Consider the following 15,917-nt stretch of genomic DNA (forward strand, 5'->3'; position numbering starts at 1 on the left):
GCGAAGTGGTCCTTCAGCACGTTAATTACCCCCTGCGCCGGAGCCACGTTACGCAGCGGATCGGGCGGAGTGCCCGCCGCCTCTCCGGCGTGGCAGACCACGAGCACCAGTTGGTTCGCCCGAACCGAGGTCAAACCCGGCAAGTGCAGAAGCACGTCACGGGCCAGATCCGTTCCATTCATGAGGATGTCGCGGCCGCTTTTCTGGTGAACGGCAACAACTCCTCGCCTGCCTGAGCCGTGCATAGAGATGAAATAACTGTTCACCGGGTCCCATGGCACCCGACCCGAAAATTCGAACCGCGCGCCACCCCCGGACTTGATCCACACGTCCCGCAGACCAGCTATCAAACGTTCATGGTTTTGATCGTTCCATATATCCTCCTCGCTGGCATAGCCGAAGACCTCACCACTGTCGTCGGTGAGTGGCTCCATCACGTAGCTGCCGAGCCTCTGCGCTGCTCGTCGGATGCCCTGCTCCGTCTGATGCCCAGGCTTGTATCGTGCCCATGTGCCGGCCATAAGAGAGGTCCGAATCCTCTGGATGGGCGCGAGGAAGGTGCGGCCGTCACGGACTTTCTGAGAGAGCGAACCGGTGAAGCCGTAGACCGTGCGCCCCGTGCGAGCAGCTATCTGATCAGCCAGGAAGTCGGTGGCAGTGTGATGTCCCGCCAGCACCACGGTATCCGCCGATGCCAGCAGGGGATCCCCCGCCACCACGTCGCCGAATTCCTCCCTGGTCAGCCAGTAGTCGTGGCCGGAAGCACGCAACGAGACCCGCCCGAGGGCAACGTCGTGGTCGGCGGCCACCAGGTAGACCCTGTCTCCTCGCCACAGCGCAGGGGAAAGGACATCTTTGCCGGGGTCATACCACAACACATCTCTGGCCACGGCCTTGGGCCAATTCGGAACGAGTACTCTCCCAGCGTCCAACGGCGCCTTTTGAAGAGGGCTCCTGCTCCACCATCGCGCGGAGACGCCGCCGGTTCGAAGAACCGGCTCCTTCGAGTAAAGATCAGCTCGAATGAGCTTCAGTTTGTATGCGCGCAGCGTGTCGGAATTCGCGAGGGCCTCGAAATCACGAGACAGGATCGCCTGTTCGATCAAATCGATCAGACGGTCCCATGCACGTTCGACCACCCCGACGTCGCCCTCTTCCATCAGCAGAGCTGTCCGCGTCAAGCTGTTCTTGAGGGTGGCCATACCCCACGGGGGCCGACCGGCGGCGAGGTTCTGCGTCAATCGGTCCGCATGCGCCGTGGCCATACCCCGGACATCTCGCGGCCGGGAGGGGGGGAACGGGTCCCGCGAAGACGACGGTACCGGCCCCATCGAAGTCTCGGTCCGGCCGCCCCCCAGAAAGGTCGGCCTTCCTCCACCCGGAGTCACCGCACGCCGCGGAGCCACCACCGGAGTCACCGCACGCCGCGGAGCCACCACCGGAGTCACCGCACGCCGCGGAGCCACCACCGGAGTCACCGCACGCCGCGGAGCCACCACCGGAGTCACCGCACGCCGCGGAGCCACCACCGGAGTCGGAGTCACCGCACGCCGCGAAGCCACCACCGGAGTCGGAGTCACCGCACGCCGCGAAGCCACCACCGGAGTCGGAGTCACCGCACGCCGCGGAGCCACCACCGGAGTCACCGCACGCCGCGGAGCCGGGGCAGCGCCGGCCCTGGGGACGTTCGCTGCCTGCCGCCCGGGCTGGGCAAAGGATTGCGGGGTGTCCCGCGAGGGAGGCGGCCCCGGGTACGGGATGCGTACGAACATCCCGGGCGCCTGCCGGCTGCGGTCACCCACGTACGGGCCAAGGCGCGCTACCCTGCCGGCGCCGGTGAGCAGCCGGACCTCGCCGGTACTCGCAAAGACATGACGGCGGGTCACCGCGGCGACCGTGCGCGCCAGGTCCTGACCCCCCGCACCCATGTGCGATCCCGCCAGCACGGCAACCTCGTCGGGTAGCCTCCCGACCAGCAGGGGGTCTTTAGCCAGCAGACCAGCGAAATGATGATACGTCAGATACAGCCGGTCGCCCGGGACGGCCGGGTTGCGCAGCACCACACGACCGTGCTCGACCTCGGCCAGCACCACATACGGGTCATGGCTCTCACGACTCCACGGCGCAGCAACAAACTCGTCGGAGCTCGGCGTCAGGGGATCCCCACGTCTGGGGGTGAGCACGGTGGAGAGGTCGAAGCCAGTGATGGAGCTAGACGTCCAGTTACGCCCCTGGGCCAGCCCGCCCGGCCGACCCGGCGGCCCAGGGATCTCCGACTGCCGTCCCAGCAGCCCGGAACGCGCCAGGTAGTACCAGCTCAACGCGGCAAAAGAAGCCAACGCCGCCTCGGACACACCGGAGCGGCGCGCGTCCTCGACCAGCCGCAACAGCCTCTCGTACTCGACCTCACCCGGACGCGTGCGGGGGTCGAGGTGAAGCACCCAGCCCGTCACCTGCTCAAGGCCCACCTGGACACCCGCATCGGCGCTCTTCCTCAGCAGTCCGTCCAGGATGCCCCGCGCCTGATCGCGCTGCTCGGTCCCGAACGCGCCGGTGAGGTCGATGGGTGCCCGCGCCCCAGCGGCCGTGCCCGGTGAGACGCCGACGGGCCCGACACCCCGCCCCGGAACGGCGGCAGACAGCCCAGACGGCCCGGCCGAGGGCGCCCGCACAACCGGCGCCACCGCGCCGCCCACCACCGGTGCGGCATAGGAGGAACGAGAAACAGAACCGCGAAGTCGGTCCGGACCACCGGTACCGCCAGGAAAGGCCGGGCGTTCCGTGGCGCCAGGTGTCGCCGAACGCCGAAGCCCGCCCACAGCGGCGGCCGTCCCGACCAGACCAGAACGCCGGCCGACCACGTCACGCCCCGGGCCCGGGCCCGACAGACCAGACCTCGAAGACTCTGCCCGCCCCACGACGGCACCAGCACCAGCAGACGAATCCCGCACACCCAATGAAGAACGACGCCCACTCCCCCCGACACCTCCAGCACCACTCCGCCCGTCACCGCCACCCCCCGACGACCCGAACGGCCCGGACGGCCCGGACAGCGAAGAAAAGAAACCCCCCGCACGCCTGCCCGACCCCCCACGCAGACGCAACGGACCGGCACCATCAACCTCTCGGGCCGAATCGCCCCCGGAACCAACCGCAGAACCGGAAGACCCTGCCGCCGAGTGCCCCGACTGGGAGAGCAGCCGGTCCATGACACGGCGCAGGGACCCGCCACCGGTCCAGCCACTGCTGCCACCCCTCAGACGCATCGTCTCTCCGGGTGACCTGCCCGCAGAGGAAGAGGCGGCCGAAGCAGGACGGCCCCCGCCCAGGGCCGAAGCGGGACCGGTGGTGGGAGCGGGGGGACGGGAGGCTGCCGGCGTCACAGACGCGGCAGCACCCTCCCGCCCGGGAACACCACCCGTCACCGACGGCCCGTCCGAGCCACGCCCGGCAGCGAGGACACCGGAGGCACCGGAGGCACTGGAGGCACCGGAGGAAACCGGGGCACCGGCAGCCGACGGCTGTGGCCGGTCCCCCGCGGTCCCGCCCGCCCCGGCCGCCACGGTGGACACCCCGCCGGCACTCTTCGGATCAGCGCCGGAAACACCCCCGACGCCGGCCCCCGCGGCACGGACCCCGCCCGCACCCGCGCCGTCGGTCCCAGCATCCGCACCAGAGGACCCCACACCAGCAGCACCGGCGCCCGAAACACCGGCAGAGGTACCGGCACCGGCAGGGGTGCTGCCGGCACCAGGCGCGGTACCAGGAGCGACAGCGGGGACAGGAGCGGGAGCGGCAGGCTCCGTCCCGGGATGATCGCTGCGCAGCACCGTGTGGAAACCGGGCAGTCCACCGGGCACGGCCGCGCTACCCGCCGCGACCGGCCCGGTCGCGGACGTCCCGGCTCGCGGCAGTTCCGATTCAGCCCGAACCTGCCCGGACGCCGTGACATCCCCGGCCCCGGCCCCAGCCCCAGCCCCGGCCCCGGCCCCGGCCCCGGCTCCCGCAGCGGCGACCGGACCCGTCCCGCCCGCCGCCACCGGCCCCACCTGCGCCTGCGCCTGCGGCGGCCCGGCCAGGCCTGCCAGGCCGGAGGAGACATCGGCATTCACGGATACACCGGACGACGCGAACCGTGACGTGCCAGCCGACCCCGCCGCTCCCGCTCCAGCCGACCCCGCTCCCGTCGACCCCGTTCCCGTCGACCCCGGTGCCGCCGCCCCCGTTCCAGCCAAGCCCGTTCCAGCCGCCCCCGTTCCCGCCAGGCCCGTTGCAGCCGACCCCGGTGCCGCCGCCCCCGTTCCAGCCAAGCCCGTTCCAGCCGCCCCCGTTCCCGCCAGGCCCGTTGCAGCCGACCCCGGTGCCGCCGCCCCCGGTGCCGCCGACCCCGTTCCAGCCGACCCCGCGCCGGCCGGGCCCGCTCCCGCCGACCCCGCCGTTCCCGTTCCAGCAGCCGACCCCGTTCCCGCCGACCCCGTTCCAGCCTGGCCCGATCCCGTTCCAGCCTGGCCCGTTCCCGTCGACCCCGTCGTTCCCGTTCCGGTCGACCCCGCCCCCGTTCCCGGGACCGTCAACCCGGCTCCCGGCGCCTCCGGGTTCTCCTTCGTGTCGCCGGTCTTGAAGTCCTGGTCCGTAAACCCGCCACCGCCCTCACCATGAAGGATGTCGATGTGGGGAAGGGTGCGTTTCTTCTGGAGGGACCTCGTCGGTGACCAGTACGGACGTGGTCGTTCCGGGAAGAACGACACGATCTACCGTGACGCGGTTTCCGGAGGGCCAACGCGTTGACCAGGTGTTTCTCGTCCCTCAAGAAGAAACGCACCCTGGTCGGCTCGTGTGGCACCTTGGTCGTCTGCTCTGTGATCGCGAGCGGGAGCGCGTGTCCGCGGATGACGATGACCATCTGGTGTTCGGCTTGGCCGCGATGGAGATCGGTCCGGGTCTCCACCTGGTAGCCGCGGCTTTCCGCCTCGGTAAGGAGCGCGTGCATGATCCGCAGGGCACGGTCGGCCCGCTCCCGCGACACGTGCAGAGGGATGACCTCGGGCGTCCCGCGGGTGTCGACTACGGTCTTGGACCTGCCGAGGGCCTTGCACGTGGCACGGACGAGCTGATGGGGACGGCCCAGCACGTCGGGGACGTCGATGGTCGGTACCGGCGGCGGTTGCGCAGCTCTCTCGGCTTCCTCGTCGACCAACGTGAAGACGCAGTCGCCACGCTGCCGTCCGGTCCAGCGCAGCTTGAGCTCGCCTGGCACGTGATCGTGATGGAGCGCGTCGTAGAAGGCCGCCCGCCACCGCCCCCGGGTCTGCGGGCCCGGATCAGGGACGGTGAGCTTCCAGATAGTCGCGGACTGCAGTCGAGCGATCAGCTCGGCTCCGTCGGTAGGAGCGCGCTCGGCCTGTTCGGCATCACCGGCCAAGCGCTCCTTCTCGGCTGGGTGCGTTTCTGGGTGCGTTTCTTCTGGAGGGACCTCGTCGGTGACCAGTACGGACGTGGTCGTTCCGGGAAGAACGACACGATCTACCGTGACGCGGTTTCCGGAGGACCAACGCGTTGACCAGGTGTTTCTCGTCCCTCAAGAAGAAACGCACCCGTTCGGGTTCGTCGTGCAGGAGGAGAAGCCGGGTCCATGCGTCGAGGTCGGCGGCGATCGTGGCGGCCGGCAGCCAGGCGGCGTTCATCTGCCAGGACTTCGAGGGCAGCAGCCCGAGGCCGACCCGCTTGATCGCTTTGACGCGGTCCTCGACCTCGGCGTGATCACGGTAGAGGGCGTCGACGAACCACACCTGCCCGGAGCCGGGCACCCCGGAAAGCCCCTGGTGGGCGGGGATGTTCGTGGCGACGATCTGGTAGCGGCAGCCGGTGCGCTTCTCGAACGCGGTCAGCTTCTTCGTATCCCGCCGCGAGGGCTTGACCCGGCGCGCGATCAGCCGCATCCCGGCCGGCCAGCCGGTCAGGTCACGGACCCCGGTCAGCTCGGCGACCTGGTAGGACACCCATTCCCCATCGGGTCCCTTGATCTCGTGGAGTTGGCCGTCCTGCCGCAGTGCGGCCGTCCACACGTTCTCGGGCAGCAGCGCGATGGCCCGCTCGTCCGTGGCGTTGATGGCCCAGCCGGTCACCCAGCGCACCCGGCGCCGGCTGGTGGTCAGACTCTGGAGATGGTCCAGGACCTCGTGGCTGAAGGCCGCGCCGTCGATCCGCACCAGCAGCTTCGACCACAGCGGGAGCGGGAGCTGCCGAAACGCCGAGGCCAGGACGCTCTTGTGGTCGGCGACATCGTTCGGTGGCGCGTTGCCGGGCCGCAGCAGCATGGCGACGCACTCACGGGTGTTGGCCACCCACGCCCCCAGCGGCATGTGACCGAAGGTCCCCTTGAAGGTGCCCGCCGCGCCTTCCTTGCGGCTGGTGCAGGTCACGATGGTCGCATCCAGGTCCAGGACGTACCAGCCGGTCAGCTCCCGGCCGCACACCGAGATCCAGGGGAAACCGCCGGGCCGCAGGGCGAGCAGCGTCCACACCACGCGGCGTATCGCGGCACGGGCGCGTTCCACCCTGGCCGCGACCGGGGCGTCGATCGCGGCCAGGGCGCGGCGCAGGGTGCTGTCCGAAACCGGGCGCGGGAACACCGCACGCCAGTGGTACGGGAGTTGCTCGGCCTCCAGGACGTTCGTCGCGCCGAGCACGATCGCACAGGCCAGCTGGACCAGCGCCATGCCCCGGTCCCGCCAGCCCGGCCCGGTGCCCTTCGGCAACGCCGCACTCAGCGCGGCGGCCAGGCCGACGCGGTCGGCGACCTTCCGCAGCAGCACCACGCCCGCGTGGCCGATCAGGTTCTTGCCGTCGGCCCGCACGGCAAGCCGGTGATCCCATTCGGTACTCTTCACCCGTTGGGTGCCTCTTCTCTGCGACGGTTTTGATCTCGACAATCCAGATCATCGCAGGTGAGAGGCACCCTTCTGCTGTCGGGGCGTCAGCTCAAGGGTTCAGCTGAATACATGAGGCCAACTCGTCAAGGCGCCGATCGTGCTGGTGTGGGACCGGCTCAACACAGCTGAGCAGCTGTTCACGCTGCGTGGGATCGTTGAGCCGCATGCGTTCGAGGGCCCAGGCGCCCTCCAGCAGGAACTGGTAGTCCGCCCGGTCCTCCACCGCCGCGGTGAAGACGTGACGCAGGAACCGCACCAACCCCATGAGGGTGTCCTCGCGCCAGTGGTCGCTGGGTGGTTCGGCTCCGGGCCACCGCATCCCGATCCCCGCAGCCAGCTCTGCCAGCCGGCTGCGGTCGGCGACGGCCGGAACTCGACCAGACGAGCGCTGTCACCGCCCATGCGTTCTGCCGCTGGAGCAGTCCGATCATCGCGAGGAGATCCTCCCGCGACGCAGACTCCAACCCCGACGACATGACCACAGATCCTGCCGCACCTACCCACAACCTGTCACATCGTCAGGCAACGAGCCCGCCCGCAACCTTCTGAATGTTTACAATAAAACCCTGCCGAAAATGTTCCACCGCCAGTCACCGTCGAACTCGACGTGGAGAACCTGCCACAGCGTGTCGCGCGGAAGGAGAAGTTCTGATTCTTTGTCCGAGATGTAAAGAGCAGTCGTACCCTTGGGGAGAAATAAATGCAGACGGAATCTCCCGTGAAAGCTTGTGATTGGATCGAGGGTGGTGGACATGAATCCGGCTTCCCGAAGCACTCGCCCCGGCAGTTTCGGAATTTCTTCGGGCGTGAACCCCCCATGGACATTTCGTGTTACCACAATGGGTTCGCGAGTGTACGCTGGCTCCAATCCGGTTTTTCCTGGTCGGGAGAATGCACGGTCAAGCGCGGCGATATTTTCATCCGTGCTTTCCAAGACCCTCCTCAGGTACTCTTCGCCGGACATCTGTTCTTTCCGCACGGCGAATTGCTCTGCCGGCGGAGCGGATTCATTTTCCTCGGAAACATAGACATCGTATATTTTTTTCGGACTGATTTCCGTGTAATGAGTTTCATTCAGCCACTTCTCGAGCAGCCCTCGGAGTGATTGGTTGATGTCGCCGTATCCGGGCTTGAAAGGAAGCCTGAACCTTTGCCCCCCGTAATTGATGTACGAGCTAATGGCCTCGCGCGCCTGCATATCCAAGTGTGCAACGCTCGGGGTGTGCAGCTTCCCCCAGTTATGGGCGTCCTGTCGCCGAGTGAAAATCCGCACCGGAGGGCGAGATGAGACACCATCCTGATCCACAAGCTTGTTCCAGTCAATGAAGTCGTCACGCCGACGGTCTCGGCCACTGAGGGCGGACGCGCCTTCTGGAACTATACGAGGATACTCCCGTACGGCCCCGCCGTCGGGGGGTTGCGCATCGGTCACGGCAGCCTCGGTGCCCTCCGCAAGATTCTCTCCGCCTTGCATTCTCGGACCGCGCGCAGGTACTGCAAGGAACCGCTCGCGCCGCAATAGGAGCCAATCGCGGAACTCGCCCAACGTCGAATTAGGGTGCTCCGCTACGTGGAGGTGTGCGCGGTCAGTCAATCGAAAAAGTGCGGCCTTTCGGCTTTCAGGGGAAGTCAGGGCGAATGAATTGTCGCCCTCTTGGTCTTTTAGTAGAATGTCTATTAGGGCTGTCGAAAACCGATGCTGGATTCCTTGTTCAGCCCTTCGCATACGGTCTATGGCGAGCGTGCCTCTACGCAGTCGGCCATAGTCGGGCCAGCCCTCTACATCACTGCCGAAGACATCCCGCATCCAGCGCTCGATCAGCCCCAACTCTTCGTGTTTCGGCTTCGTGATCGGCAAACCACCCCCAGCACGGACTGTGGGCCGGCCAACGACAGCATTCGGCTGGTCGGTACGGTAGTGCTTGTCGACCAAGCGAAGTTCGCTGAGCGAACCGCGCGCGGCCGAAAGCTCAGCGTCGCCCGCTACGCGCACACCTGTACCTGATGCCACGCGCGGACGCGAGATTGGCTGCGCGTATACACGTCCCATGCTCGGGCTGACGCCGACGGAACCAGTAGCACCGCCAGCGGAAACGGGAAAACTACTGTTGAACGTCCGGTCCGGCCCGCGCCCTCCTCCTGGTATACCGGTTCCCCCTCTGACGAAACCGTCCCTACTAGGCGAAGGCGCCCGCCGCAGACCGGTCGGCATGCTGGTATTCCCATGGTTCGGTACCGCACTGCCTCTACTCGGCAGAGGCCGGGTGGCTGGCGTGCTGCCTGGAGGCACAACGCCCCACGCAGCGACCGGGTGGCCGGCCGCCGACGAGGGACGTCGTGAACCTACCGCTCTCGCCAGGGAGTCTGCAGCCCTAAGAATGAGTGAAGATCGGCGACCAGTCTCGCCGCTGCCCGTGGCCACGCCACCGGACGACGCAGCCGGATAGCCCGTAGCCCCCGTCAGGGAGGCGGAGCTTTGGCCCCTCAGTGAGACCCGACGACCGGTAGGAGTGATTCCCTGGTAGCTATCGGCCTCGGTGGGCCCCGTACCCAGCCTCCCCGGTGAGGGACTCGGCACCCGCCTCCCCGACCACGAACGGCTACCGTCACCCAGACGCCCACCTTTGTCGGAATTGACACGCCCGGGTCCCGCAGCCCCGGATGCCTCCGAGATTGGTGTCGGAGCTGACATAGCTCCAGAGTTCACACCATGCGCAGCCAGCAAATCCGACGCGCGTACGGACCCCCTCCGGCTGGGTTCCGGCGGGACCGGCCCGCGCGCCCTCGGCGCAAGCGAGGGCATACGAAAGAACCGCGCCGATATCCCGCCCACGCCCGGCCGACCTTCAGACCCTGTCACCGGTGTCACACCACCCGGGTCCGGAGCCGGGTTGGCCGACCGCCGCCCCCCGGAGACTGGGTGGCCACTTCCCCCCGCCAAAGAGCCCACGCCCTCACCAGGCACACCACGGTCATCACCGAAACCCCGATAGTCCTCAGGAAAGGCGGGACGCCGCTGCGGCACCGGGGTGCCGGTGTCCCGGCCACCGGAAGGCCCGGCCGCCGGACGGCCCGTACCGGAGATACGCGCCTGGAACCGGTCCGCGACACCACGCAGCGACGGACGGTCACCGCTGCCACCCGTCAGACGCATCGGCTCTCCGGGTGACCTGCCCGCAGAGGAAGAGGCGGCCGAAGCGGGGCGGGCCCCGCCCAGGGCCGAAGCGGGACGGCCCCCGCCCAGGGCCGAAGCGGGACGGGTGGCGGGAGCGGGGGGCTGGGAGGCTGCCGGCGTCAGGGAAGCGCTGGTGCCGCGATCGCGGGAGAAGAAGAAGGATCCGCCGCCGCTCGCGGACGTGCTCGCCTCGCGTCCGCCAGTGCCGACGGGCCGTGGACGTTCCGGCCCGGCGGTGCTGAGCCGCCGCTCCCCCGGCGACGGCGCCGTAGGAGCCTGCGGGGGACCGGCAGGGAAGGGCCTGGACCCCGCAGCCGCGAGCCTGCCGTCACGCGAGATGCCGCGCACACCGGAACCAGTCACTCCAGAAGGCCCACCGCGCTGTCGGGCAGGGTTTGGTTCCCCCGCGGTCCGGTCGGTGTCCCGGTGCGGGACGGCGGTCAGGGGCGTTCCCCCGTCCCGTGCCCGGACCAGACGATCCACCAGCTCATCCACAGACGGACCACGTACCCCGTCAGGGACGGTACGGGACCCGGCCGCACCCCGCGACCGGCGATCCTCCGGAACAGCACCACCACCGGCCCCTCCTTCCTCAGACCGCCCGGCACCGCCTACGGAGCCGTCACCGGCCCGCCCGGCACCGCCTACGGAGCCGTCACCGGCCCGCCCGGCACCGTCTACGGAGCCGTCACCGGCCGGGGTCCGCCCGACGGACACCTCCGGACTCCGGGCCGGGCCAGGACTCGCGTCGGCCGCCCGCTCCGGCCCCACGACGGCCTGCCCGCCCACACCGGCACCCTCACCCGGCCCGCTGCGAACCGTGCCACCGGACGAGGACACCCCACCGGACGAGGACACCCCGCCGGCCCGGTCCGACCCGCCGGCCGGTGCAGACGCGGCAGCACCCTCCCGCCCGGGAACACCACCCGTCACCGACGGCCCGTCCGAGCCACGCCCGGCAGCAAGGACACCAGAAGAAACAGAGGCACCAGAGGCACCGGAGGAAACAGGGGCACCGGCAGCCGACGGCTGTGGCCGGCCCTCCACGGTCCCGCCCGCCCCGGCCGCCACGGTGGACACCCCGCCGGCACTCTTCGGATCAGCGCCGGAAACACCCCCGACGCCGGCCCCCGCGACGCCGGCCCCCGCGGCACGGACCCCGCCGGACACCGCCGCCCCGCCCGCACCCCCGCCCTCGGTCCCAATGACCGCACCAGAGGACCCCACACCCGCCGCGGTCCGCACCGCAGCCGGAACAACACCAGCAGCACCGGCGCCCGAGACACCGGCAGGGGTACCGGCACCGGCAGAGACACCGGCAGGGGTACTACCGGCACCAGGCGCGGTACCAGGAGCGACAGCGGCGGGCTCCGTCCCGGGATGTTCGCTGCGCAGCACGGTGTGGAAACCGGGCAGTCCACCGGGCACGGCCGCGCCACCCGCCGCGACCGGCCCGGTCGCGGACGTCCCGGCTCGCGGCAGTCCCGATTCAGCCCGAACCTGCCCGGACGCCGTGACATCCCCGGCCCCAGCCCCGGCCCCAGCCCCGGTCCCAGCCCCGGTCCCGGGAGCGGCGACCGGACCCGTCCCGCCCGCCGCCACCGGCCCCGCCTGCGCCTGCGGCGGCCCGGCCTGGCCGGCCAGGCCGGAGGGGACATCGGCATTCACGGGTACACCGGACGACGCGAACCGTGACGCGCCGGACGAAACCCCCGACCCCGTTCCAGCCTGGCCCGTTCCCGTCGACCCCGTTCCCGTCGACCCCGCCGCTCCCGTTCCAGCCGACCCCGTCGTTCCCGTTCCAGCCGACCCCGCCCCCGTTCCCGGGACCGTCGACCCGGCTCCCGCCGCCTCCGGCTTCTCCTTCGTGTCGCCGGTCTTGAAGTCCTGGTCCGTAAACCCGCCACCGCCCTCACCATGGGGGAGGTCGATGTGGGGAACGTGGATGTGGGGGCGTTCGGCCATGACACCGACCGCTCCCGAGATGAAACCCAGTCCCAGACCACCGCCATAACCCGAGGCCGCGTTACCGATGACCGTGGCACCCAGCCCCGCCGCCCCGCCCACCGCGGCCCTGGCGGGCAGCGACCTCAGCCCCGCGGCACTCTTCCACTCCGTGAAGTTCTCCGTCTTCCACGCCGGCCGCGTCACCGCCGGCGGCGTCACCCAGCTCGTCATCTCCGCCCGGACCTCGGCCACACGAATGACCCGCTCCGGGCCCTTGAGGCCCTCCGCGTCAGCCCTGCGCGCCCCGAACTTCTCCCCCAGCCTGCCCACCGCGGACTGCACCCCATGGATCAGACCCGCGCCCAGCACGCCACCGGCCACACCCGTCAACGCGCCGAACGCCGTGGCCTGCGTGTTCCACGACTGCCGCGTCCCCGCCGCCATCTGACCCGCCTGGATCCCCACGTCCAGACCCACGTTGAAAGCCGTACCCGCCAGCGCGCCGTTGACCATCCTGCCGCCCAGCTCACCCGCCGAACGCGCCACACCCTTGTCCACACCCAGCCGCTCCAGCAACTGCGCGATCCGGCTCGCGGAAGCCGCACCCGCCGCCTGCAACGCACGCGAGAACGACGCACGCGCGGCCACCGAACGCAAAATCCGGCCCAGCAGCGTCCTGGCCACCACCGCCGCCGCGGCCTCCACCGCCTCGATCAACGCCGCAACACCCGGCACCCACGACCACGGCAGCAACGCCGCCAGCTCCGCCGCCAGCCAGATCATCACCCCGATGATCATCAACTTGCCGTACTGGATCTCCGCCGCGGTCGACTTCGCCGAATCCCCCAGCGCGTTCGCCGTCTCCACCAGATCCGGTATCACAGCCGACAACCGGTCCAGCAGATCCGTCATCGCATCACCGGCCGGACCGGTCGCACTGGCAGCCGCACCAGGAATCACACGCCGCAACGCCTCAAGGATCTCACCCAGCAGCCGGGCCGCCTCCTGGTCCAGCTGCCCCAGCTCCCACAGGAGCCCCTCCTTGACCTTCGGCCACTCACTACCCACCACGATCTTCGCCAGCCCGGCCAACGCCCCCGGCACCTCGATGGTGTCCACGCTCAGCTCTCCCTGAGATCAGCGGCGATCTTCCCGGTCGTCTCATCCACCTGCTGGAACACACCCGCCGTACCGTGCGCCGCGTCCGCCGAACCCACACCCAGCGGACCCAGACCCTGTATTGCCTCCACCAGCCCCTGCTGAGCCGGCAGAAAACTCTCCCTCAACTGCCGCCCCTCCTCACCATCACCAAACACATCCCCATCGCCCAGCTCCCGCGTCCGCGCCCGGAGCCGGCCCGCGAGCTCCCCCCACTGCTCACCCAGCTCACCCAGAGCCGCCCCCACCCGGGCCATCCCCTCAGCGTCATTCCTGACCGTCTCCCCCACCACCAACCACCCTCTCCGTCAACACCCCGGCCACCACCACGAGCCACGGCGAAGCAGACCTGCGACGACACAGCGTTCGCCCCCCACCCCGGAGCACATCCCCAACTCAACCGCTCCGGCCGCCACCGGCCCACCATCCCGGACACAGCCTGCCCTTCCACCCCCCAGGAAGTACCCCAAACAGGCCCCGGCCTGGCCCTGAACGGCCGTTGGGACTGTCCTGAAGTTGGCTCTGCCAAGATTTTCGTAGCTGTTGATCGCTTGCCTGGATGGATCAGTTGAGCAGGATGCGGTGGCGGAGGAGGCGGAAGCCGGCCCGGCCGTACATCTGGCGCTTGATCAGTTTCGTTTTGTTGTTGACGCCTTCGGTCCCGCCGTTGTGGAACGGGAGGGTGAGCCCGTTGGCGACGGCGTCGTGGTCGCGTTCCAGGCCGCGGGTGAAGGCGTGCAGGTGGGGGAGGTCGTCTTCGCGGACGTGGGAGATCCACTCGTGGAGGCGACGGCTGTTGTCCGCGGCGGGTTTGAGGAGGTTTGCGAAGGTGCGGATGTGGCCGCTCAGAGCGGTCATCTCGGGGCAGGACCCGGTCAGGGCCGTGAGGAGCTCGCGGTCTTTGTCCTTCAGCTGATCGGGGGCGGTGCAGAGCAGGCTCTTGAAGCGGCGGGGCGGGACGGCGGGGGGGTGCGTTTCTTCTGGAGGGACCTCGTCGGTGACCAGTACGGACGTGGTCGTTCCGGGAAGAACGACACGATCTACCGTGACGCGGTTTCCGGAGGGCCAACGCGTTGACCAGGTGTTTCTCGTCCCTCAAGAAGAAACGCACCCTGTGGGGAACGTGGATGTGGGGCCGTTCCGCCATGACACCGACGGCACCGGAGATGAACCCGAACGGCAGACTGCTGCCATACCCCGACACGACATTGCCCAGGACCGTGGCACCCAGCCCCGCCGCCCCGCCCACCGCGGCCCTGGCCGGCAGCGACCTCAGCCCCGCGGCACTCTTCCACTCCGCGAAACTCTCCGCCTTCCACGCCGGCCGCGTAACCGCCGGCGGCGTCACCCAGCTCGTCATCTCCTGCCGGATCTCGGCCACGCGGTGGACCCGCTCCGCGCCCGCGAGCCCCTCCGCGTCAGCCCTGCGCGCCCCGAACTTCTCCCCCAGCCTGGCCACCGCGGACTGCACCCCATGGATCAGACCCGCGCCCAGCATGCCACCGGCCACACCCGTCAACGCGCCGAACGCCGTACTCTGCGTGTTCCACGACCGCCGCACCCCCGCCGCCATCTGACCCGCCTGGATCCCCACGTCCAGACCCACGTTGAAAGCCGTACCCGCCAGCGCGCCGTTGACCATCCTGCCGCCCAGCTCACCCGCCGAACGCGCCACACCCTTCTCCACACCCAGCCGCTCCAGCAACTGCGCGATCCGGCTCGCGGAAGCCGCACCCGCCGCCTGCAACGCACGCGAGAACGACGCACGCGCGGCCACCGAACGCAGAATCCGGCCCAGCAGCGTCCTGGCCACCACCGCCGCCGCGGCCTCCACCGCCTCGATCAACGCCGAAACACCCGGCACCCACGACCACGGCAGCAACGCCGCCAGCCAGATCATCACCGCGATGATCATCAACTTGCCGTACTGGATCTCCGCCGCGGTCGACTTCGCCGAATCCCCCAGCGCGGTCGCCGTCTCCACCAGATCCGGTATCACGGACGACAGCCGGTCCAGCAGATCCGTCATCGCCTCACCGGCCGGACCGGTCGCACTGGCAGCCGCACCAGGAATCACACGCCGCAACGCCTCAAGGATCTCAGCCAGCAGCCGGGCCGCCTCCTGATCCAGCTGCCCCAGCTCCCACAGGAGCCCCTCCTTGACCTTCGGCCACCGGTCACCGGTCACCGATCACGACCGGCGCCAGCGCGGCCAACGCCCCCGGCAACTCGATGGTGTCCACGGTCAGCTGTCTCTGAGATCGGCGGCGATCTTTCCGGTCGTCTCATCCACCTGCTGGAACACACCCGCCGTGCCGTGCGCCGCGTCCGCCGAACCCGCCCCCAGCGGACCCAGACCCTGTATTGCCTCCACCAGCCCCTGCTGAGCCGGCAGGAAACTCTCCCTCAACTGCCGGCCCTCCTCACCATCACCGAAAACATCCCCCGAGCCCAGCTCCCGCGTCCGCGCCTGGAGCCGGTCCGCGAGATCCTTCCACCGCTCACCCAGCTCACCCAGGGCCGACCCCACCCGGGCCATCGCCTCAGCGTCATTCCTGACCGTCTCGCTCATCACCGACCGCCCTTTCCGTCAACGCCTCGGCAACCACGAGCCACGGCGAAGCGGGCCCGTGACGATTCAGCGTTCGCCCCCATCCCGGAGCTCATCCCCAACTGAATCGCTCCGCCCGCCGTCAGCCCACCGT

14 protein-coding genes and 1 pseudogene are annotated in these 15,917 nt (G+C 69.4%); 7 read left to right on the forward strand and 8 right to left on the reverse strand.

The features are described from left to right. The coding region (locus OG819_RS00005; protein WP_266647282.1) for a hypothetical protein at window positions 1-1,202 on the reverse strand (1,202 nt) is incomplete at its 3' end. Window positions 1,203-2,432: 1,230 nt separating this feature from the next. Here OG819_RS00005 and OG819_RS00010 point away from each other — a divergent pair. After that, window positions 2,433-2,597 (forward strand): hypothetical protein, encoded by a 165-nt coding sequence (locus tag OG819_RS00010; protein WP_266647284.1) that lies wholly within the window; start codon window positions 2,433-2,435, stop codon window positions 2,595-2,597. Between the two features lie 1,215 nt (window positions 2,598-3,812). After that, window positions 3,813-4,139 carry a hypothetical protein gene (locus OG819_RS00015; RefSeq protein ID WP_266647286.1) on the forward strand — a complete coding sequence of 109 codons (327 nt, stop codon included), beginning with the start codon at window positions 3,813-3,815 and terminating at the stop codon, window positions 4,137-4,139. A 431-nt stretch (window positions 4,140-4,570) separates the two neighbouring features. Here OG819_RS00015 and OG819_RS00020 read toward each other — a convergent pair whose 3' ends face one another. The 4 genes from OG819_RS00020 to OG819_RS00035 form a co-directional block, all read right to left on the reverse strand. Further along, entirely contained in the window at window positions 4,571-5,422 is an 852-nt protein-coding gene (locus tag OG819_RS00020) for a hypothetical protein (RefSeq protein ID WP_266647287.1), read from the reverse strand. Continuing rightward, window positions 5,412-6,890 carry an IS1380 family transposase gene (locus tag OG819_RS00025; protein ID WP_266647288.1) on the reverse strand — a complete coding sequence of 493 codons (1,479 nt, stop codon included), beginning with the start codon at window positions 6,888-6,890 and terminating at the stop codon, window positions 5,412-5,414. Before OG819_RS00025 ends, OG819_RS00020 begins: the two co-directional genes overlap by 11 nt. A 91-nt stretch (window positions 6,891-6,981) precedes the next feature. Further along, complete coding sequence (locus OG819_RS00030) at window positions 6,982-7,251, reverse strand: hypothetical protein (RefSeq protein WP_266647289.1); 270 nt, start codon at window positions 7,249-7,251, stop codon at window positions 6,982-6,984. A 234-nt stretch (window positions 7,252-7,485) separates the two neighbouring features. Beyond that, window positions 7,486-8,943, reverse strand: a complete 1,458-nt coding sequence (locus OG819_RS00035) for an ADP-ribosyltransferase (protein WP_266647291.1) — start codon at window positions 8,941-8,943, stop codon at window positions 7,486-7,488. A 2,544-nt stretch (window positions 8,944-11,487) separates the two neighbouring features. Here OG819_RS00035 and OG819_RS00040 point away from each other — a divergent pair. The 3 genes from OG819_RS00040 (at window position 11,488) to OG819_RS00050 (ending at window position 13,189) form a co-directional block, all read left to right on the forward strand. Continuing rightward, complete coding sequence (locus OG819_RS00040; RefSeq protein WP_266652932.1) at window positions 11,488-11,802, forward strand: hypothetical protein; 315 nt, start codon at window positions 11,488-11,490, stop codon at window positions 11,800-11,802. Window positions 11,803-12,139: 337 nt separating this feature from the next. Then, window positions 12,140-12,502 (forward strand): hypothetical protein, encoded by a 363-nt coding sequence (locus OG819_RS00045; protein WP_266647292.1) that lies wholly within the window; start codon window positions 12,140-12,142, stop codon window positions 12,500-12,502. Between the two features lie 30 nt (window positions 12,503-12,532). Next, complete coding sequence (locus OG819_RS00050) at window positions 12,533-13,189, forward strand: hypothetical protein (RefSeq protein WP_266647293.1); 657 nt, start codon at window positions 12,533-12,535, stop codon at window positions 13,187-13,189. Here the strand turns inward: OG819_RS00050 and OG819_RS00055 are convergent. Then, window positions 13,176-13,508 (reverse strand): hypothetical protein, encoded by a 333-nt coding sequence (locus OG819_RS00055; protein ID WP_266647294.1) that lies wholly within the window; start codon window positions 13,506-13,508, stop codon window positions 13,176-13,178. The two genes, OG819_RS00050 and OG819_RS00055, sit on opposite strands and share 14 nt — an antisense overlap. A gap of 268 nt (window positions 13,509-13,776) precedes the next feature. After that, a pseudogene (locus OG819_RS00060) lies at window positions 13,777-14,172 on the reverse strand (transposase); the annotation flags it as partial. Window positions 14,173-14,357: 185 nt separating this feature from the next. Between OG819_RS00060 and OG819_RS00065 the strand changes: the two are divergent. Both OG819_RS00065 and OG819_RS00070 read left to right on the forward strand, forming a co-directional pair. Next, window positions 14,358-14,789, forward strand: a complete 432-nt coding sequence (locus tag OG819_RS00065; RefSeq protein ID WP_266647295.1) for a hypothetical protein — start codon at window positions 14,358-14,360, stop codon at window positions 14,787-14,789. A gap of 30 nt (window positions 14,790-14,819) precedes the next feature. Beyond that, window positions 14,820-15,338 carry a hypothetical protein gene (locus OG819_RS00070; protein ID WP_266647297.1) on the forward strand — a complete coding sequence of 173 codons (519 nt, stop codon included), beginning with the start codon at window positions 14,820-14,822 and terminating at the stop codon, window positions 15,336-15,338. A 119-nt stretch (window positions 15,339-15,457) separates the two neighbouring features. Here the strand turns inward: OG819_RS00070 and OG819_RS00075 are convergent, their stop codons facing one another. Further along, on the reverse strand, window positions 15,458-15,784 hold the full coding sequence (locus tag OG819_RS00075) for a hypothetical protein (RefSeq protein ID WP_266647299.1): 327 nt from the start codon (window positions 15,782-15,784) through the stop codon (window positions 15,458-15,460). Window positions 15,785-15,917: the final 133 nt, after the last annotated feature.

The sequence above is a fragment of the Streptomyces sp. NBC_01549 genome, assembly GCF_026339955.1.
GTDB lineage: Bacteria > Actinomycetota > Actinomycetes > Streptomycetales > Streptomycetaceae > Streptomyces.

Excerpts from the sequence above, each read along its gene's own strand:
- OG819_RS00015 (WP_266647286.1), top strand. The coding sequence starts at position 3,813 with ATGATCGCTGCGCAGCACCGTGTGGAAACCGGGCAGTCCACCGGGCAC.
- OG819_RS00030 (WP_266647289.1), bottom strand. The coding sequence starts at position 7,251 with ATGCGGTGGCCCGGAGCCGAACCACCCAGCGACCACTGGCGCGAGGAC.
- OG819_RS00040 (WP_266652932.1), top strand. The coding sequence starts at position 11,488 with ATGTTCGCTGCGCAGCACGGTGTGGAAACCGGGCAGTCCACCGGGCAC.
- OG819_RS00045 (WP_266647292.1), top strand. The coding sequence starts at position 12,140 with ATGACCGTGGCACCCAGCCCCGCCGCCCCGCCCACCGCGGCCCTGGCG.
- OG819_RS00065 (WP_266647295.1), top strand. The coding sequence starts at position 14,358 with ATGACACCGACGGCACCGGAGATGAACCCGAACGGCAGACTGCTGCCA.
- OG819_RS00075 (WP_266647299.1), bottom strand. The coding sequence starts at position 15,784 with ATGAGCGAGACGGTCAGGAATGACGCTGAGGCGATGGCCCGGGTGGGG.